The sequence below is a fragment of the Stenotrophomonas sp. TWI587 genome, from assembly GCF_039674145.1.
Classification (GTDB): Bacteria; Pseudomonadota; Gammaproteobacteria; order Xanthomonadales; family Xanthomonadaceae; genus Stenotrophomonas; species Stenotrophomonas maltophilia_AY.
Genome location: NZ_JBDJMW010000005.1, coordinates 156,159 through 175,556, shown reverse-complemented (window position 1 = coordinate 175,556; position 19,398 = coordinate 156,159). Strand labels below are relative to the sequence as shown.

General features: G+C 67.3%; 14 protein-coding genes and 1 tRNA gene. 4 read left to right on the top strand and 11 right to left on the bottom strand.

From position 1 onward, the window contains the following. Positions 1-5 precede the first annotated feature (5 nt). Entirely contained in the window at positions 6-620 is a 615-nt protein-coding gene (yjgA, locus tag ABE464_RS10135) for a ribosome biogenesis factor YjgA (protein ID WP_346471840.1), read from the top strand. Positions 621-698: 78 nt separating this feature from the next. Here the strand turns inward: yjgA and tldD are convergent, their stop codons facing one another. From tldD to ABE464_RS10115, 4 genes are read right to left on the bottom strand one after another with little or no spacing between them, the layout of a single operon-like run. After that, a complete protein-coding gene (gene tldD, locus ABE464_RS10130; protein WP_346471839.1) occupies positions 699-2,144 on the bottom strand; it encodes a metalloprotease TldD in 1,446 nt (481 codons plus the stop codon). A gap of 54 nt (positions 2,145-2,198) precedes the next feature. Beyond that, a complete protein-coding gene (locus ABE464_RS10125) occupies positions 2,199-6,059 on the bottom strand; it encodes a YhdP family protein (RefSeq protein ID WP_346471838.1) in 3,861 nt (1,286 codons plus the stop codon). Between the two features lie 30 nt (positions 6,060-6,089). Beyond that, on the bottom strand, positions 6,090-7,577 hold the full coding sequence (gene rng / locus ABE464_RS10120) for a ribonuclease G (protein ID WP_346471837.1): 1,488 nt from the start codon (positions 7,575-7,577) through the stop codon (positions 6,090-6,092). Beyond that, positions 7,570-8,151: a Maf-like protein gene (locus ABE464_RS10115; protein ID WP_346471836.1), complete on the bottom strand. Its 582-nt coding sequence runs from the start codon at positions 8,149-8,151 to the stop codon at positions 7,570-7,572. The genes rng and ABE464_RS10115 overlap by 8 nt, the downstream gene beginning before the upstream one ends. A 130-nt stretch (positions 8,152-8,281) precedes the next feature. Between ABE464_RS10115 and ABE464_RS10110 the strand changes: the two genes are divergently transcribed. From ABE464_RS10110 to ABE464_RS10100, 3 genes are all read left to right on the top strand, one after another. Further along, positions 8,282-9,019: an SIMPL domain-containing protein gene (locus ABE464_RS10110; RefSeq protein WP_346471835.1), complete on the top strand. Its 738-nt coding sequence runs from the start codon at positions 8,282-8,284 to the stop codon at positions 9,017-9,019. Between the two features lie 212 nt (positions 9,020-9,231). After that, a complete protein-coding gene (locus ABE464_RS10105) occupies positions 9,232-9,885 on the top strand; it encodes a TonB family protein (RefSeq protein ID WP_346471834.1) in 654 nt (217 codons plus the stop codon). Positions 9,886-10,063: 178 nt separating this feature from the next. Then, on the top strand, positions 10,064-12,883 hold the full coding sequence (locus ABE464_RS10100; protein WP_346471833.1) for a TonB-dependent receptor: 2,820 nt from the start codon (positions 10,064-10,066) through the stop codon (positions 12,881-12,883). A 127-nt stretch (positions 12,884-13,010) separates the two neighbouring features. On the opposite strand, the gene ABE464_RS10095 is transcribed toward ABE464_RS10100, so the two are convergent. The 7 genes from ABE464_RS10095 to leuS form a co-directional block, all read right to left on the bottom strand. After that, a tRNA-Asn gene (locus ABE464_RS10095) sits at positions 13,011-13,087 on the bottom strand. Positions 13,088-13,144: 57 nt separating this feature from the next. Continuing rightward, entirely contained in the window at positions 13,145-13,615 is a 471-nt protein-coding gene (gene rlmH, locus ABE464_RS10090; protein WP_259259584.1) for a 23S rRNA (pseudouridine(1915)-N(3))-methyltransferase RlmH, read from the bottom strand. Between the two features lie 84 nt (positions 13,616-13,699). After that, complete coding sequence (gene rsfS, locus ABE464_RS10085) at positions 13,700-14,131, bottom strand: ribosome silencing factor (RefSeq protein ID WP_121038588.1); 432 nt, start codon at positions 14,129-14,131, stop codon at positions 13,700-13,702. 58 nt (positions 14,132-14,189) lie between these two features. Then, positions 14,190-14,855 carry a nicotinate-nucleotide adenylyltransferase gene (gene nadD, locus ABE464_RS10080; RefSeq protein WP_346471832.1) on the bottom strand — a complete coding sequence of 222 codons (666 nt, stop codon included), beginning with the start codon at positions 14,853-14,855 and terminating at the stop codon, positions 14,190-14,192. A 4-nt stretch (positions 14,856-14,859) separates the two neighbouring features. Further along, on the bottom strand, positions 14,860-15,897 hold the full coding sequence (gene holA / locus ABE464_RS10075) for a DNA polymerase III subunit delta (RefSeq protein ID WP_070425626.1): 1,038 nt from the start codon (positions 15,895-15,897) through the stop codon (positions 14,860-14,862). A gap of 31 nt (positions 15,898-15,928) precedes the next feature. Then, the gene (gene lptE / locus ABE464_RS10070; RefSeq protein WP_346471831.1) at positions 15,929-16,564 is read right to left on the bottom strand and encodes an LPS assembly lipoprotein LptE; all 636 of its coding nucleotides are present in this window, start codon (positions 16,562-16,564) and stop codon (positions 15,929-15,931) included. Positions 16,565-16,681: 117 nt separating this feature from the next. Next, a complete protein-coding gene (gene leuS / locus ABE464_RS10065) occupies positions 16,682-19,330 on the bottom strand; it encodes a leucine--tRNA ligase (protein WP_346471830.1) in 2,649 nt (882 codons plus the stop codon). Between the last annotated feature and the right edge of the window lie 68 nt (positions 19,331-19,398).

The following is a 19,398-nucleotide window of genomic DNA, read 5'->3' as shown; positions in this document are numbered from 1 at the left end:
AGACGATGCGCGGACGCGACGAAGAAACCGGTGAATTCCTTGATATCAGCCGTAGCCAGAACCGCCGGGCTGCGCTGGACGTGCTGGCCCTCGGCGAGAAGCTGGTGTCGCTGACCCCGGCCCAGCTGGCGCGCCTGCCGGTGCCTGAAGACCTGCTGCCGCACATCGCCGAGGCCAAGCGCATCACCGCGCATATCGCCCACAAGCGCCAGCTGGCGTTCCTGGCCAAGCACATGCGCCGCGAAGACGACGCCGTGCTGGATGCGATCCGCAACGCGCTCGATGCAAACAGCGAGACCTCGCGCCGTGAAGTGGCAACGATGCACCGCGTGGAAGACTGGCGCGAGCGCCTGCTCAAGGACGGCGACAAGGCGCTGGGCGCGCTGCTGGACGAGTACCCGCATGCCGACCGCCAGGAACTGCGTACGCTGGTGCGCAATGCCCAGGCCGAGAAGGCCAAGAACAAGCCGCCGCGCGCCTACCGCGAGATCTTCCAGGTGCTGCGCACCCTGCTGCTGCCGGCCGCGCTCGGCCTGGAAGGCGTGAATGCCGCATCCGAGGACGCGCTGGACGACGCGGTCGACACGGACAGCGACAGCGACGAGAACGCCGAGGACTGAGTCCCGGCGCTCACACCGCGGCGCCAGCACTCCGTTGGCGGCCGCGTGATCAGGCAGCGCAGGCAAATGCATCCCGGCTCAGGCCTGGGTGCCGCCCACGGTGATGCCATCGATCAGCAGCGACGGCTGACCCACGCCGACCGGCACACTCTGGCCATCCTTGCCGCAGATGCCCACGCCCTCGTCCAGGGCCAGATCGTTGCCGATCATGCGCACCTTCTGCATGGTTTCCGGCCCGTTGCCGATCAGGGTGGCGCCCTTCACCGGCGCAGTGATCCTGCCGTCTTCGATCAGGTAGGCCTCGGTAGCCGAGAACACGTACTTGCCGCTGGTGATGTCGACCTGACCACCACCGAAGTTGACGGCGTACAGGCCGCGCTTCACCGAGCGGATCATCTCTTCCGGATCGTGCTGGCCGGCGCGCATGTAGGTGTTGGTCATGCGCGGCATGGTCATGTGCGCGAACGACTCGCGGCGGCCGTTGCCGGTCGGGGCCACGCCCATCAGGCGCGCATTGAGCGAATCCTGCATGTAGCCGACCAGGATGCCGTCCTCGATCAGCGTGGTGCACTGGGTCGGATGGCCTTCGTCATCGATGTTCAACGAGCCGCGGCGTCCGTCCAGGGTGCCGTCATCGACGATGGTCACGCCCGGTGCGGCGACGCGCTCGCCGATGCGGCCAGCGTAGACGCTGGTGCCCTTGCGGTTGAAGTCGCCTTCCAGGCCGTGACCGACCGCTTCGTGCAGCAGCACGCCGGGCCAGCCCGGGCCGAGCACCACGGTCATCACCCCGGCCGGGGCCGGGATCGCCTCCAGGTTCACCAGCGCCTGGCGCAGGGCCTCGCGGGCGAAGCCTTCCGGGCGCCCATCGGCGAACAGGTCTTCATAGCTGTAACGGCCGCCGCCACCGGAGTAGCCGGACTCACGACGCCCGTGCTGCTCGACGATCACCTGCACGTTCAAGCGCACCAGCGGGCGGATATCCGCGGCGAGCACGCCATCGCTGCGCGCGATCAGGACCGTATCCACACCGCCGGACAGGCTGACCATCACCTGCTGCACGCGCGGGTCGGCGGCGCGCAGGTAGCGGTCCAGCCGCTTGAGCATCTCCACCTTGGCCTCGTTGCCCATGCCGTCGATGGGGTCCAGCGCCGGGTACAGCGCGCGGCCACTGCCACGCACCAGCGAGCGGGCCGACTGCGCCCCACCCTCGCGGGAGATGGCGCGGGCCGAGTTGGCCGCGGCCAGCAGTGCGTCGCTGTGGATGTCATCGGAGTAGGCGAAGCCGGTCTTCTCACCGGCGATGGCGCGCACGCCCACGCCCTGCTCGATCGAATGCGCACCGTCCTTGACGATGCCGTCCTCCACGCTCCAGCTCTCGCGGCGCGCGTGCTGGAAATACAGATCCCCGAAATCGATGCCCGGCCCCAACAGGGTGCCGAAGGTACGTTCCAGACCGTTCGCATCCAGCCCGGCGGGCAGCAGCAGACGGTCGGTGGCCAGCGAAAGTGCGTTGTTGTTCATGCTCTTTGATCTGTGGGCGCCGGGCGCAATCGCAACCCGGGCGCAGGAAAGGGGTCAGCGCGCCGGCGGTGCGGCCGGGGCCTGCCGGGGCGCTGCGTCACGGTCGATCACGTCGACCTTGGGTTCGGCCCAGGGGCCGGTCACGCGGTAAGTCTTGGCGCCGATCTCGCCCAGCGGCTTGGACAGCACCGCATTGGCGGCCGCGCCGACCGCTGCCCCGACCGGGCCGCCGGCCACCGCACCGACCACGGTCAGCAGGTTGCCCGCGCGCGGGTTGACGTCGATGGTCTGATCGAAACGCTGCTGGCGCAGATCGGTCTGGCCGCGAATGGTGATGTTCGCTGCCGGGCCTTCAATGAGCACCTTGTCGGTGGTGGCCATGCCATTGCCGAACGCCACGCTGCCCTCCACCTGGTTGAAGGCAAAGCCCTTGGAGAAGAAATCGCGGAAATCGAACATCAGCCGGCGCGGCAGCTGGGTCACGCTGAGCAGCCCGAGCACGCGGCCGGCACCGGGCTCAAGCTCCAGCAGCTGACCATTGCGGGCCTGCACATCGAGCTGGCCCTGCAGGGCACCGAGCTGGAAATCGGACGGCCCACCCTGCCAACCGGCCGACATCGTCAGCTGACCCTGGCCGCCACGCAGCTGGCCGCCGTAATCGAGGTTCTGCATCAGCCCGCCCAGGTCCTCGCTCTTGACCTGCACGTTGAACTGGCTGCGCGCCGCCTCGCCCATGCCCATCCAGCGGCCATTGACGTCGATCTCCTGCTTGGGCGCGCGGAACTGCAGCTGATCCACACTCAGGCCGTTGGCCATCGGCCGCGTACGCAGGACGGCCTGGCCCAGCTTGGCCTTGCCGAACTGCAGGTCCGCGATATCCAGCGCCAACGGCGGCACCTTGGCCGGGTTGGTGTCGTTGGCACTGGCCTGGACCCGCGCTGGCAGGGCTACGTCCGGCGGCAGCAGGATCGGGGCGCCATCGCTGGGCGGCTTCACCGGCGTCGGCAGCGATTGCCAGTGCACGCGGCTGAGCTTGCCGACGATGGTGCCGCCTTCGGCGTTGGGCACGCTCAGGCTGCCTGCCAGCGAGGGGCCATCCATGCGCACGTCCACGCTGTTGCCGGTCGGCCGCAGCTGCAGCCGGGTCTGCGGGAACATGCCACCGGCCAGCAGCAACTGGCCGACCTGCACGTCCACATGCCGCAGCGGCATCGGATCCTTGTCATCGCCGCCCTCCGGCGAGCGGGCCAGCGCGATCCATTCCAGCGCATCCAGCGAGCCGCTGCGACCGTTCACCACCAGCCCGCTGGCCGGCGGATCGCGATCCACGTGGTCGCTGCCGAGAGTGACCTGCACGCCGGTCTGGTTGTCATGCGTGCGCGCGGCCAAGGCCAGGCGCTGGCCGAAGGCGACATCGACGCGGCCGCTGCCCATCGGGAGCTGCGCCGTCACATCCGTCGCCAGCGGTGTCGCCGCCGGCTTGTCTAGCGGCGCAGGAAGTTCCAGCGTGGTGCCGACCAGATCCGAATGCAGCTTGAGCACCGTGGGCGGTTCGACCTTGCTGCCGGCGGCCACCTTGGGCAGGGTCACCCCGATGGTCCAGCGCGAGGTGCCCTGGATGTAAGGCTTGAGCCAGTTCAGTTCCGGCGCGCGGTCCAGCAGCGCGCCTGCTTCCAGCGAAGCGCTCAGTTCGGATTCGAACGCCTGTTGCGGATCGCGCACGAACTCGCCCGCGCGCAGGCTGAGCAGCCCGTCCTGGCCCTGGTGGCGCACCGCGAGGTTCTCCGCATCGAAGCCGCCATGGCCATACCGGGCCTTGCCGCGCATGTTCTCGAAGACCAGGTCGAAGCGCTTCTCGGTGAGGGTTGCGCCATTGAGATCGACCGTGCCCTGCAGGTGACCGCCGCCCTCGTCGTGATGCAGCGGCTGCAGCAGATCGAAGGTGACCGCGGCGGGCCCTTTCGCGGTGAGGCTGTTCAAGGTCTCGCCATAGGTGGCCTGCAGCGGGCTTTGTTTGAGCATGGCCAGCAGGGCACCGGCATCGCTGCGGCTGGTCGCCTTGACGTACAGCGCGGTCACGCCAAAATCCGGAATGCCGGCGTCGAAGTGGTCCACCGCGACGCCCGCGAGATCGCCTTTACCGTGCAGCTCGAAGCCCGGCCCGATGAACGCGATGTCCGCATCCACCTTGTCCATCGTCGGCCAGTCGTGCTGGAAGCGGATGCTGCCGGTATCGATGTGCCCGGTCGCTTCGAAGCGGCCGTTGTTCTTGTCGAAGGGCCAGTCCTCCAGATCACCGGTGACCAGGCCCACGCCGTCGCGCACCTGGCCGGAGACCAGTGCGGCATCCAGCCAGTCGGTGGCGGCCTTGCTCATCTTGGAATGGATCCAGAAACGCTTGGCGGCGGTCATCGGCACATCGTCGATCTTGGCCGCCAGCTCCAGCCACGGGCGGGTACCGTTGTTCTGGAACCAGATGCCACCGCGCACATCGGCGGCGTAATCGGTGCCCTGCACGCGCAGCGCCGGGGTGCCGATCCGCCAGCCGCCGGCCTCGTCGCGCCAGCCGACCAGCTGCCCCGCCAGGCGCACATCGTGGCGCTCGCCGAATCCGCTCGGCCAATCGAAGTGCATCACCCGCTGCGGCTGCAGGTCCAGGGTGAAGCCATCGGCATCGCCGGTGAATCGGCCGCCCACGCCGCTGAGCCCGGGCGAATGACCGACCGCCGCGAAGCGGATGTCTTCCAGATCGCCGTCGATGGAAAGCGGACCGCCCTGCTCGCCGGCCACGCGCACGCGCGTCATCCGCACCTTCGGCGCGGCGTCATGCAGCCACTCACGCAGCCCCGGATCGATCCGGTCGGTCAGTGCCAGCCCGCGCAGCAGCGCGGTGGCATCGATGTTGTCGCCGGCCAGCGCGAAGTGCTGGCCGCCCGCCAGCAGCAGGCCATCCAGCTGCTGGGTGCTGCCTTCCAGACCGATCCGCAGCCGCGGCGCATCGGCGCGCCAGCCGCCCTTTACCCAGCGCCAGCGCGCACGCAGTTCCAGCGTATTCAGCGCAAGCTGCGGATGTGTGCCGTCGGCAAGCTTCACCCCGCGCACCTGGACGTTCTGCAGGTCCGCATCGGTGGTGACCATCACCACGCGGTGATCGCGCAGGTCCACCCACGCATTGAATTCACCCGTGCCCTGCTGCAGGCCGATGCCGCCAACCTGCAGCAGCGAGGACCACGCACGGAAATCGGCCGGGTCGGCCGACAGCCACGCCTGCCCGTCACCCCGCTTGCGCTCGAACTCCAGCACCGCCGTCAGCGGCTGTGCGGCCGGGTCGGCCCAGGCGCGCGCGCCGACGCGCAGGCGCTGGCCGTTGACGCGCAGGCGCAGGTCGATCCGCGGCAGTTCGGCCTGCACACCCAGCGACGGTGCATCGACGCGCAAACGCCCGCCGATCACCTGCAGTTCGCCCAGCCGACGCAGGGTTTCCAGCGGGTCGCCCGCACTGGACTGCGGCAGGCCCTGAACAGACCAGCGACCGTCGTCGGCCCGCTGCAGTACCAACGCCACACCACGCAGCCTCAGCTCGGTCAGCGAGTGGCCCGGCAGCAGGCCGGCATACATCGAGACCAGTACCTCGGCCTCGCCGATGCGCAGGCCCTGTCCTTCACCGATGTGCAGCCCCTTGAGCTGCAACAGCGGCCCCCGTCGGGTCCAGGCAGTATCCAGCGCGTCGAAGCGCACCGGCTGGCCCGCGCGCGCGCTCAGCCACGCCGCCACCTTCTCTGGGTGACGCTCGGCCAAGGGCAACAGCTGGCTGGCGGTGCCGACCAACAGGGCCACGCCCACGAGCACGATCGCCACCGCATACACAGCATGGCGGCGGATCCGGCGCAGGCGCAGGCGCAGCGGTGTGCTCATCGGAACGTGGGAACGCCGGACCGGCCGTGATCAGAGCAGCACGACATCAAACTGCTCCTGCAGGTACTGCTCGTCAGCCTGGAAGCGGATGCTCTTGCCGAGGAACTCCTCCAGTTCGGCCACGGCCGAGGATTCCTCGTCGGTGATGCGTGCGACCACCTTGGAGGACGCGATCACCAGCAGGCGCGCCGCATCGAACTGACGCACGGCCCGGGTGATTTCACGGAAGATTTCATAGGTCACCGTTTCGGCTGTCTTGATCGAGCCACGGCCACTGCACTCCGGGCACGGCTCGGACAGCTGGCGCTCCAGGCTTTCCACCGTGCGCTTGCGGGTCATCTCGACCAGGCCCAGCGGCGAGAAGTCGTAGACGGTGGTCTTGGCATGGTCGCGGGCCAATGCCTTCTCCAGCGTGCGCAGCACCTGGCGGCGATGCTCGGCATCGTCCATGTCGATGAAGTCGATGATGATGATGCCGCCCAGGTTGCGCAGCCGCAGCTGGCGCGCCACCGCCTGCGCAGCCTCCAGATTGGTGCGGAACACCGTCTCTTCGAGATTGCGCTGGCCCAGGAAGGAACCGGTGTTCACATCGATCGTGGTCATCGCCTCGGTCTGGTCGATCACCAGATAGCCACCGGACTTCAGCGGTACCTGCTTGTCCAGCGCGCGGCCGATCTCATCCTCGACCCCAAACATGTCGAAGATCGGACGATCACCGCTGTACAGCTCGATTTTCTCGGCCAGCACCGGCATGTACTTGGCCACGAAGGCCTGCAACTGCGTGAAGGTCTCCTTGGAATCGACCTTGACCTTGTCCACGTCCTTGCGGATCAGGTCACGCACCGAGCGCAGCGGCAGGCTCAGGTCTTCGTAGATCACGCTGCACGGGGCAGCATCGCGGCCACGACGCTCGACCACGTTCCAGACCCGCGACAGATACGCGACATCCTCGGCGATCGCCTCGGCCGGCTGGCCTTCGGCATTGGTGCGCACGATATAGCCGTAGCCGCCGTGCTGGGCCGACAGCTCGGTCACCAGCGTTTTCAGGCGGGCGCGCTCGGCCTCGTCCTCGATCCGGGCCGACACGCCCACCACCTTGGACTGCGGCAGCAGCACCATGTAGCGTGAGGGAATGCTGATCTGGGTGGTCAGGCGGGCGCCCTTGGTGCCGATCGGGTCCTTGACCACCTGCACCACGATGTCCTGGCCGTCACGCAGCAGCTCCACGATCGGCACCGAGGACGGCGGCGGCAGGGTGGTGCCTTCGGTATCGGCGCTGGCCACCGGGGCCGGGCGGATGACATCGTTGGCGTGCAGGAACGCGGCGCGCTCCAGCCCGACCTCGACGAAGGCCGCCTGCATGCCCGGCATCACCCGCTGCACCTTGCCCTTGTAGATGTTGCCGACCACGCCACGGCGCCAGCCGCGTTCGATATGCAGTTCCTGCAGCATGCCGTTCTCGATGACGGCGACGCGGGTTTCCCGCGGGGTGACATTGACCAGGATTTCTTCAGACACGGGCGACTCCCTTCAGTTCAAACGCCTGCAGCAACTGCTCGGTCTGTTGCAGGGGCAAACCCATCACACCCGAATAGCTTCCCGCCAGATGGCGGATATATCGTTCAGCGCCGCCTTGGATCGCGTAGGCGCCGGCTTTGTCCATCGGCTCGCCACTGGCCACATAGGCCGCGATCCGTTCCTCATCGATCGCCGCGAACGTCACCTCCGAGACCACCAGCACGCCCTGCTCCCGGCCCGCAGCGACCAGCGCCACGGCGGTCATCACCTGGTGGGTGCGCCCGGCCAGGGTGCGCAGCATCGCGCAGGCATCGGCGGCGTCCACCGGCTTGCCGAACACGCGGCCATCGAGCACCACTTCGGTATCCGAGCCCAGTACGACCGCCTCCGGATCCTCGGCGACCAGAGCCAGCCCCGCGCGCGCTTTGTCGGCGGCCACCCGCTGGACGTAATCGGCAGCGGACTCGTGGGGGGCACGGACTTCAGGAACGTCAAGGTCGAGCGCCCGGAACGGCCGGTCCAGGCGCGCAAGCAGTTCGTTTCGTCGGGGGGATCGAGAGGCGAGATAAAGCATCGAGGAAGCATAACCTGTGCCTACTGTCTGAATCGCGAGCAACACGCTCGAATCGTGATCAACCCCGCCAAACCTCACGACGCGTTCATCGCCCCGACACCAACCTCAACCCCTTCACAAGGAGATGTACATGCGCCGCCCGTCCCTGTCCCCGTTGCTGCTCGCCCTGTCCCTTGCCCTGGGAGCTTCGATGACCGCCCACGCCCAGTCCCAGCCCACCATCGCTGTGCCGGCCGACGGCACCCTGCTCAATGTTTCGGCCAATGCCGAGGCCAAGCGCGTGCCGGACGTCGCCACGCTGTCGGCCGGTGTGGTGACCCAGGCCGTGGATGGCAACAGCGCCATGCGTGAGAACGCCACGCAGATGACCAAGGTGCTCGCCGCGATCAAGGCGGCCGGCATCGCCGAGCGGGATGTGCAGACCAGCGGCGTCAATCTGAGCCCGCAGTATCGCTACGCCGATAATGAAGCGCCGAAGATCACCGGCTACCAGGCCAGCAACACGGTCAGCCTGAAGGTGCGTGACATCGCCAAGCTCGGCAAAGTGCTCGATGCACTGGCCGCGCAGGGCGCCAACCAGATCAACGGCCCGCAGTTCGAGATCGACCAGCCCGAGCCGGTGTATGACGAGGCTCGCCTGGCCGCGCTGAAGAAAGCCCAGTCGCGTGCCGAGACCTACGCCAAGGCACTGGGTCTGCGCGTGCGCCGGATCGTGAGCATCTCCGAGGGCAGCGGCGGCAACGTGCGCCCGATGATGATGATGCGCGCGGCCGCCGCGCCGATGTCGGCCGACGAGTCCACCCCGGTATCGCCGGGCGAATCGACCGTCTCGGTCAACCTGGACGTGGTGTTCGATCTGGGCCGCTGATCCGCGCCCCGGTCAGTCCTCCATGACGGCGCCGAACGGCGCCGTCATGCTGTGCACGGCCTGATTCTGACTGCCAGCAAAACCTCCCCCCTGCCCCTGACTTCCGGCCCGCGCCGGGCTCGCGTATTGCTGTCAGTGCGCGGCCCCCGCCTGACCCCATGCGCCGCGCAGGCACGTTGATGTTCCCGCACATCTGGCAAGGAGAGTGGAGCATGGTCCGTACCCCGTCCCCGGTTGTCCCGCTGCAGATCGACGCCTCCCGCGTGCTCGGGTGGAGCACCGCCATCGCGGTCCACGCGCTGGCCTTGATGCTGTTGTTGATTCCTGCCACCCAGCCGCTCATCAAGGCCCCGCGCGAACGCCTTCAGGTGACCTGGGTGCTTCCGCCACCTCCGCCGATGGATCTGACCCCTCGCCATCCGGACCCTGTGCCGCCCCGGACCGTTCGGGTGAACACGCATCGCGCGCCAACCCCCTTGCCGACCCCCACGGCCACCCTTGATGACGCGCTGGCCACGGCCCCGCTTCCGGCCAGCGACGCGACCGCACCGTCACTGGAAGCGGCCCCCGCCGCGGCTGCACCGGGCGGGGGTGCCCAGCTCCAGTACCGCAGCGCACCCCCACCGCCGTATCCGGTTGCAGCGATCCGCCTCGGCCAGCAGGGCACGGTCCTGCTGCGCATCCGGGTCGATGTCGAGGGCAACCCGGTGGCGGTAAGCATCGAGAAGAGCAGCGGCTCGCGCGTGCTTGACCAGGCGGCCCGCCAGCAGGTCCTGCGCCACTGGCGTTTCGTGCCGGCCATCGTCGATGGTCAGGCCATCGCCGCCGCTGGCCTGGTGCCCATCGATTTTACGTTGCCGCGCTGAGTGATCCGGGAGCCCCACGACGGGGCTCCCCATTCACAAAATGAGACGCACTGCATCTTTCCCCAATTAAGCATTTTTTCACTCCTGCGTCACAGGACGTAAACCTAGATTGGCGCCGTTGCCACCGTCCTGGTGTCGACTTATTGACATCTAGGTTTTCCCAGTCAGGAGAGATGCTGTGAAACACCCGATCCAACGCCGCGACGACAGCCGCCGCACCAGCCTGGCCACCTCCATTTCCACGATCCTGACCGGCGGCGCCCTGCTGCTGGTGGGTGCCATGGCGTCGTCCTCCGCGTTCGCGCAGGAGCAGGCGACCAACCTTGACCGGATCACCGTCACCGGATCGAACATCCCCCGCACCAACACCGAAACGCCCTCCCCCGTCCAGGTGGTCACCCGCCAGGAGATCGACCGTACCGGCAAGACCACCGTCGCCGAGTACCTGCAGACCCTGACCGCGGACGGCTCGGGCTCCATTCCCAAGACCTTCGGCAACGGCTTTGCCGGCGGTGGCGCAGGCATCTCGCTGCGCGGCCTGGGCGCCGGCTCCACGCTGGTGCTGTTGAACGGCCGCCGCATGGCGACCTACGGCCTGGCCGATGACGGCCAGAAGGTGTTCACCGATCTGAGCACCATTCCGCTGGATGCGGTCGAGCGCATTGAAGTCCTCAAGGACGGCGCTTCTGCGATCTACGGTTCGGACGCGATCGCCGGCGTGGTCAACATCATCCTGCGCAGCGACTTCAACGGCGCCATTCTGCGCGCCTCCTACGGCCTGTCCGGCGACAGCGACGGCGATGCCAAGAAGGCCACCCTGACCGCCGGCACCGGCGATCTGGCCACCGATGGCTGGAATGCGTTCTTCAGCCTGGACGTGGGCAAGACCGACGCGATCAAGATCAGCGACCGCAAGGATCGCAAGTGGATCGGCACCGGTGACATCCGTCGCTATGGCTACGGCAACAATGCGCAGTTCCTGGGTGGCGCGTTCCTCAATGGTGGCACGAGCGGTGGCGTGGGCCCCAACGGCTCGGTGTTCGACGACCGCGCCGTGACCGATGACAATCCCGCCTTCCTCGTTGCGCTGCCGGGGTGTGCTGGCCTGACCACCATCCCCGGACAGAACGATATCACCGCGCAGCAACAGGGCTGCCTCTGGGATCCCGCCCAGCTGTACCGTGACCTGACCCCGGAAGAGAAGTACGTCAACGTGTTCGGCCGCGCCAGCTTCGCCTTCGGCGAGGGCGGTGAAATCTATACCGAGATCGGCTACTCGAAGAAGGAAACCACCTTCAGCAACACGCCCTCCGGCGTGTCCGGTGGCTGGGGCTATCCCGAGGGTCCAGTCAACGCCAACAGCGGCCCCGGGGCCACTGTCCTCAGCCCGACCCATCCGGATAATCCCATCCCGGGCCAGGCCTCTCGCCTGCGCTACTCGGCCTGGGACGTGGGTCCGCGCGTGACCGAGAACACCAACGAGTTCAATCGCTTCCTGGTCGGGGTCAAGGGCAATTGGGGCGAGTGGAGCTACGACACCGCCTACCTGCATTCGGGCACCGACCTGGTCAACAAGCGCACCGGTTTCCTGAATTACGACGCGGTCCGTTGCGTGCTCGGCAACCCAGCCTGCCCGGCAGGTGTGTGGCGCATCGGCGACAACGCAGGCCTGAACTCGCAGGCGCTGTATGACTACATCTCGCCGGACATCAGTGCCCGCGCCAAGTCCAGCCTGGACATGTTCGACTTCACCGTCTCGCGCAGTCTGGCCGACCTGAAGGGCGGCCCGCTGGGCCTGGCACTGGGTACCGAATGGCGCAAGACCAGCAACAGCCTGACCCCGCAGACGTTCACCGACCAGGGCCAGATCATCGGCCTGGGCTACTCGGCCTACGACGGCACCCAGAATGTATATGCCGGGTATGTCGAACTGTCCGCCCCGGTGCTGGAACAGTTGGAGCTGTCCGGCGCGGTCCGCTACGACAAGTATGAAAGTGGTGAAGGCAAGGCAACGCCGAAGCTCGGTGTGAAGTGGACGCCGGCCGATTGGATCGCGGTCCGCGGCAGCTATGCCGAAGGCTTCCGTGCACCGAACCCGGCCGAAAACGGTGACGGCGGCCTGGCCGCCTTCTCCAATGCCCGCGACGCCCTTCGCTGCGACCTTCAGCCGAACGGGACCAACTGCAGTTCGCGACCGGTGGCGATCATCACCCGCCCCAATCCCGACCTGAAGCCGGAAGAATCCAAGAGCTACTCGTTCGGCGTGGTGCTGCAGCCCACCTCCAGCACCTCGATGACCGTCGATGCGTGGCAGATCAAACGCACCAATGAAATCGCGCAGGGCTCCACCGCCGACGCGATCGCAGCGGGCAACGTGCTGCGTGACAGCGATCTGATCAATGGCATTCCCGGTACCGGCACCATCCTGGCCGTCAACACCGCGTACATCAATGCCGCGTCGACCCGCGTGCGCGGTATCGATACCGACATCCGCCAGACCTTTGACATCGGTCCGGGCCAGCTGGAAATGGACCTGCAGTGGAGCCACGTGCTCAAGTTCGAGCGTACCGATTCGGATGTGACCGTCGACTATGCCGGCACGCATGGCAACTGCGACGTGACCAACTGCATCGGCACGCCGAAGGACCGCATCAACTTCGGCACCACCTGGAAGCAGGGCCCGTGGAGCGTGAGCGGCGTGGCCAACTACATCTCCAAGATGGAGAACACCGACTTCCGCGGTCCGGACGGCTCGTACCAGTTCTCCTATGCCGACGGCACGGACGTCACCAAGATTTCCTCGTTCACCACCTTCGACCTGTCCGGTCGCTGGAACATCACCGAGGCCTTCGAGTTGAACGCATCGGTGCAGAACCTGTTCGACCGCATCGCTCCGCTGGATCCGACCACCTACGGTGGCGTGAACTACAACCCGCTGCACTTCAGCGGCGCGATCGGCCGCTACTTCACCGTCGGTGCCAAGTACACCTTCGAATGAGGTAGCCGCACTTGGGGAACAAGGAGCCCGGGCAGTGCCCGGGCTTTTTGTTGGCCGGTCATGCGAAGCACGCGGATCGCGGACAAAAAAAAAGCCTCGCATCGCTGCGAGGCTTTTTCTCAGATCTTGGCGCCCGAAGTTGGACTCGAACCAACGACCCCCTGATTAACAGTCAAGTGCTCTAACCGGCTGAGCTATTCGGGCGGGGTGCGCATTGTAGCCCGTTTTTCGCGAGATGTAACCCGTCTGGCGACAACTATTTCACGCGCGATGATACGGATGGTTGGCCAGCATCGCCGCGGCGCGGTACAACTGCTCGGCCACCACCAGACGCACCAGCATGTGCGGCAGCGTCAGCGGGCCGATCGACCATTTCTCGTCCGCCATGGCCGACACTTCCGCCGAATGGCCTTCCGGCCCGCCGATCAGGAAGGCCAGATCCCTGCCCTGCCCGCGCCAATGTTCCAGACGCTGCGCCAGCTGCTCGGAGCTGAGCTGGCGCCCCGGCACATCGAGTGCGACCACGTAGGCATTCTTCGGCAGCGCAGCGATCACCCGCTTGCCCTCGTCATCGGTCGCGCGGCGCGCATCGCGGCCCTTGCCGCGCAGGCCGGGCTCGATCTCGACCAGCTCGAACGGCAGCCAGTGCGAGAGCCGCTTCTGGTACTCGGCAAATCCCTGCGCCACCCAGGACGGTGCGCGTTCGCCGGTGGCGATCAACTTGGCTTTCATCTCCATCCTCCGCGGACACCCTGCGTGGCGCCGCAAAAGACAACGGCGCCATCGGCGCCGTTGTCGTGACCGTACGTGCGGGGATTACCGCGCGTCGTAGTCGTCGTCCGCATCGTCGAGCAGTTCGATCGGCGGCTGGTCGCCCACGGTCCACAGACGCTCGAGCGCATAGAACTCACGCACGCGCGGCAGCATCACGTGAACGATCACGTCGCCCAGGTCGACCAACACCCATTCGGCTTCGCGCTCGCCTTCCACACCCAGCGGCATCACACCCAGCTTCTTGGCGAACTTCACCACTTCGTCGGCGATCGACTTCACGTGACGGCTGGAGGTGCCCGACGCGATCACCATGTAATCGGCAACGCTGGAGCGGCCGATGACGTCGATCTCAACGAGATCCTTGGCCTTCAGTTCTTCGGTGGCCCCGCGCACGCACTCGAGCAGCTGCAGAACGGAGGGCGCCGGATTCGGCAGTTGGACCTTGATGGTCTGGGGCTGGGCTTGGTTGCTCAAAGCGGGTCAACTCGATAAATGTGGGATCGATTATACGGGGCGGCGCGCCCGCGCGTATTCACCACGGTGTCGCCCCGTACAGGCGGTGATCCAGGATGTAGCCCGCCACCGGCCCGGGCAGCAGCGACTGCCAGGGGCCGTCCGCCGCGATCTGTGCGCGCACGGCGGTCGCCGATTCCTCGCGCAGCGGGGCCTGCAGGCGCAGCAAGCGGCCGGCCGGCGCGTTGAACAGCTCGCGCTCGTGGCTGGCCCAGCGCCCTTCCAGGGCCTGCGCGAGCACCGGGTCAAGGGTGTCGGCCAGGGGACTGCCCGGGCGGTCGGCGACGATGAAATGCGCCAGATCGAACAACGACGCCCACTGGTGCCAACTGGGCAGGGCCAGCAGGCTGTCCGCCCCGACCAGCCAGGCGACCGGATGGCGCGGGCCCAGCTCGGCGCGTAGCTCGCGCAGGGTATCGACGGTATAGGACGGCACGCCCGGGGTGCGCTCGGCCCGGTCCAGCTCGCGCCGGTCCAGCAGCAGGCCGGGTTCGTCACCGATGGCCAGGGCCAGCATCGCCAGGCGCTGCGCGGCATCGGCGCCGGGGGCGGCACGGTGCGGCGGATCGGCGGCCGGCAGCAGCCGCACCGCGACCTGCAGCTGGTCGCGTGCGGCGCGGGCAATGGCCAGATGGCCCAGATGGACGGGATCGAAGGTCCCGCCGTAATAGATGCGCAGCCCCATGGGCTCAGGCCCGGGCGAGCAGGCGCACGGCGCGGGCTTCGGAAACGGCGATCAGCAGCCGTTCCAGCGCCAGCCAGGCATCGCCATCGGCGCGCCCCTTGGCGATGCGGTCCACCAGCCCCGCTTCGGCCACGAAACGCTCCCAGCGCTTGACCTCGGGGTGACGCTGCAGCGCGCGCTTGAACGGTGCCTGCCGCGATTCCCAGATGCCGCGGCTTTTCATTTCCGCCGCCAGGTTGCCGCCGCGCGCCTGCACCCGCGCCAGACCGGCCGTGGACAGCAGCTCGCGGATCACGATCGGGGTCAGTGCGGCCACCGCTTCACCCTCGGCACGCAGGCCGGCGATCATCCGCAGGACGGCGGCGGGCTGGCCGGAGAAAGTCGCTTCAACCAGGCGGAACACGTCATAGCGGGCGGCATCGGCCACCAGCGACTCCATCGTGTCCACGTCCAGCGTCTGGCCGTCGGCCAACAGGGCCAGCTTGTCGATCTCCTGCGCGGCGGCAAGCAGATTGCCCTCCACCCGCTCGGCCAGGCGCTGTACGGCCTGGGGATCGGCGCGCAGGCCCTTGCCACGCAGGCGGCGCTCGATCCATTCGGTGAGTTCATGCGGCTTGATCGCCCAGGCCACCGAGATCACCCCGGCGCGGCCCACCGCATCGGCCCATTTGGTCTGGTGGGCCTTGCTCCATTCGTTGCAGGTGATCAGCAGGATCACGTCGGGCGCCGGGTTGGCACAGAACTGGCTGATCACCTCGGCGCCTTCCTTGCCCGGCTTGCCGCTGGGCAGGCGCAGTTCCATCAGGCGTCGGGCACTGAACAGGCTGGGCGCATTGAAGCTGGCATCGAGCTGGTTCCAGTCGAAGTCACGCCCATCGGCATCGAAGACTTCGCGCTCGTTGACGCCATCGGCGCGCGCACGTGCACGCACGGCATCGGCGGCTTCAAGCACGCGCAGCGTTTCCGGACCGGCAATCAGATACACCGGGGCCAACGGCTGGCTGGCCGGTTGGCTGGCGAGCTGTTCGGGGCGCAGTTCCATCCGGGCAGGCCGATCCGCAGGCGGACCGGGCTCAGCGCCCCTGCGGAACGACGGCGGGGACCGCCGGCGTCGGGGTCGTCGGGGTCGAGCTGGCCGGGGTTGCGGCCGGGATCTCAACCGGCGTTTCGACCGGCGCCGTACCGGGCTTGGCCGGGGCACGGCCGTGCTCCAGCTCGGCACGGACCACGCTGTCGATGCGGCGCATGATCGAGGCCGACATCTCACGACGCAGTTCGTCGGCGAGGATTTCGCGTTCGGTGGTGGTACCGGTGGCGTCGGTCGGCGGCGACACGTAATCGCGCGAGAGTTCGATCACCTGCTGCGGCACCAGCTCGCTGCCATCTTCGCGGCGGAAGACGAAGATCACCGCGTAGCGCAGGCTGTATTCCTGGGCACGGCCCTGGGCATCGATCGCGATGGGCAGATCGCCCCAACGCTCGGACACCACCTGCAGCTGCGAGGCCGGACCGGTGCTGTCCGGATCGGCCAGCTGTGCCCCCGAGGACTGCAGACCACGGCGCAGCAGCTTCACCAGCTCGCTGTAGGGCGCGGTGGACACCACCTGGACTGCGGCGGTATCGGCCGGCAGCATCAGCTTGTTGCGCAGATGGAAGCCGCACCCGGCAAGGGTCGCGGTCAGGACAAGGGCAAGCAGGAATCGGGTCATGGACACAGTCTGTAGGAGCCGGGCGGTCGCGGCAACAAGCAGTGATCGTGCCGGATGCCGCGTGAACAGGACTTGATACCGGACCGGGTGCACAGGCACCCGGTCGGCACGACAGGATCAGCCCTGCGGGGCCGCCACGATGTTCACGATCTTGCCGGGCACGATGATGATCTTGCGCACCACCAACCCTTCCAGGAACTTGGCCGCGTTCGGCTCGGCCAGACCCAGTGCTTCGATCTGATCCCGCGGGGCATCGGCCGCGACATCGATGGTGCCACGCAGCTTGCCGTTGACCTGCACGGCCAGCGTCACTGCATCGCGCACCAGCGCGGCCGGATCGGCTTCCGGGAATGCCTGGTCTTCCAGCAGCTCCTCGCCGTGGCCCAGCACCTGCCACAGCGCATGGCTGGCGTGCGGGGTGATCGGGTTGAGCAGCAGCACGGTGGCGCGCAGCGCTTCCTGGCGCACCGCACGGCCCTGCTCGCTGACGTCATCGAACTTGGCCAGCGCGTTCATCAGTTCCATCACCGCCGCGATGGCGGTGTTGAAGCTGTGGCGGCGGCCGTAGTCGTCGCCGACCTTGCCGATGGTTTCGTGGGTCTTGCGGCGCAGCGCCTTCTGCTCGGCGTTGAGCGCGGCCACGTCCAGCGCCGGGGCGGCACCGTCGGCGGCATGCTTCTGCACCTGCGCCCACAAGCGACGCAGGAAGCGCGCCATGCCGTCCACACCGGCCTCGTTCCACTCCAGCGACTGCTCCGGCGGCGCGGCGAACATCGAGAACAGACGCACGGTATCGGCGCCGTACTTGCTCACCATCACCTGCGGGTCCACGCCGTTGTTCTTGGACTTGGACATCTTCTCGGTGCCACCGATCACCACCGGCTGGCCGTCGGCGATCAGGGTCGCGCCGACGATGCGGCCGCGCTCGTCGCGCTGCACATCGACATCGGCCGGGTTGATCCAGTCCTTGGAGCCGTCCGGATTCGGGCGGTAGTAGGTTTCGGCGATCACCATGCCCTGGCACAGCAGGTTCTGCGCAGGTTCGTTGCTGTCCACCATGCGCGCATCACGCAGCAGTTTGTGGAAGAAACGGAAGTACATCAGGTGCAGGATCGCGTGCTCGATGCCGCCGATGTACTGATCGACCGGCAGCCAGTAGTTGCCACGCTTGTCGACCGCGTCACGGGCGCCCGGCGAGGTGTAACGCGCGTAGTACCAGCTCGACTCCATGAAGGTATCGAAGGTGTCTGTCTCGCGCTCGGCCGCGCCGCCGCAGTCCGGGCAGGTGGTCTTGCGCCATTCCGGATCGGCCTTGATCGGCGAACCGGTGCCGACGAAGTTGACGTTCTCCGGCAGGATCACCGGCAACTGCTCTTCCGGCACCGGCAAGGCGCCGCACTTGGGGCAGTAGATCACCGGGATCGGGCAGCCCCAGTAGCGCTGGCGGCTCACGCCCCAGTCGCGCAGACGGTAGTTCACCCGGCGCTGGCCCTGGGCCTTGCGCTCGAAACGCTCGGCCAGTGCCTCGAAGGCGCCCTGGAAATCCAGCCCGTCGAACTCTTCGGAGTTGACCAGCTCGGTCTCGCGGGTCTTGTCACCGTACCAGTCCTGCCAGCGCGTGGCGTCGTAGGCGCTCTCTTCCTTGCGCAGCGACTTCAACGCGATGACCTGGCGGATCGGCAGGCCGTACTTGTTGGCGAATTCATTGTCGCGCTGATCGTGGCCCGGGACGGCCATCACCGCACCGGTGCCATAGCCCATCAGCACGAAGTTGGCGACCCACACCGGCACCTGGGCGCCGGTGACCGGATGGATGGCGCGCAGGCCGGTATCCATGCCGCGCTTTTCCTGGGTTTCCAGCTCGGCCTCGGAGACGCCGCCCTGCTTCATCTCGGCCAGCAGCGCGGCCAGCGCCGGGTTGGACTTGGCCGCGTGCTGGGCCAGCGGATGTTCGCCGGCGATCGACACAAAGGTGACGCCCATCACGGTGTCCGGACGGGTGGTGAACACGCGCAGCGGATCCAGCGTGCTGCCGTCGGCATCACGCACGTCGAACTGGATCTCCAGCCCTTCCGAGCGGCCGATCCAGTTGCGCTGCATGGTCTTGACCGAATCGGGCCAGCCCGGCAGTTCGTCCAGGCCGTCCAGCAGTTCCTGGGCGTAATCGGTGATGCGCAGGAACCACTGCGGAATCTCGCGCTTTTCCACCAGCGCGCCGGAACGCCAGCCGCGGCCGTCGATGACCTGCTCGTTGGCCAGCACGGTCTGATCGATCGGGTCCCAGTTCACCACCGCGTTGCGGCGGTAGGCCAGGCCCTTGCGCATCAGGCGGGTGAACATGCGCTGCTCGTGCACGTAGTACTCGGGCGTGCAGGTGGCGAACTCGCGCGACCAGTCGATCGCATAGCCCATGGCCTTGAACTGGCCACGCATGTGCTCGATGTTGGCGTAGGTCCACTTGGCCGGCGCGGTCTTGTTCTTGATCGCCGCATTTTCAGCCGGCAGGCCGAAGGCATCCCAGCCCATCGGCTGGAGCACGTTGTGGCCGGTCATCCGCTTGTAGCGGCTGATCACGTCACCGATCGTGTAGTTGCGCACGTGGCCCATGTGCAACGCACCGGACGGATACGGCAGCATCGAAAGGCAGTAGAACTTCGGCTTGTCCGAGGTCTCGGTGACCTCGAAGGCACGGGTGGCATCCCAATACTGCTGGGCGGCGGATTCAACCTGCTGCGGATCGTAAACGTTGGGTTCGACGCTGGTCATAAAAACGCTAGTGCGGCGGCAAAGCGGCACAGGGTACCGCAGTGCGGCAAAGGGCTCCAATCGACGTT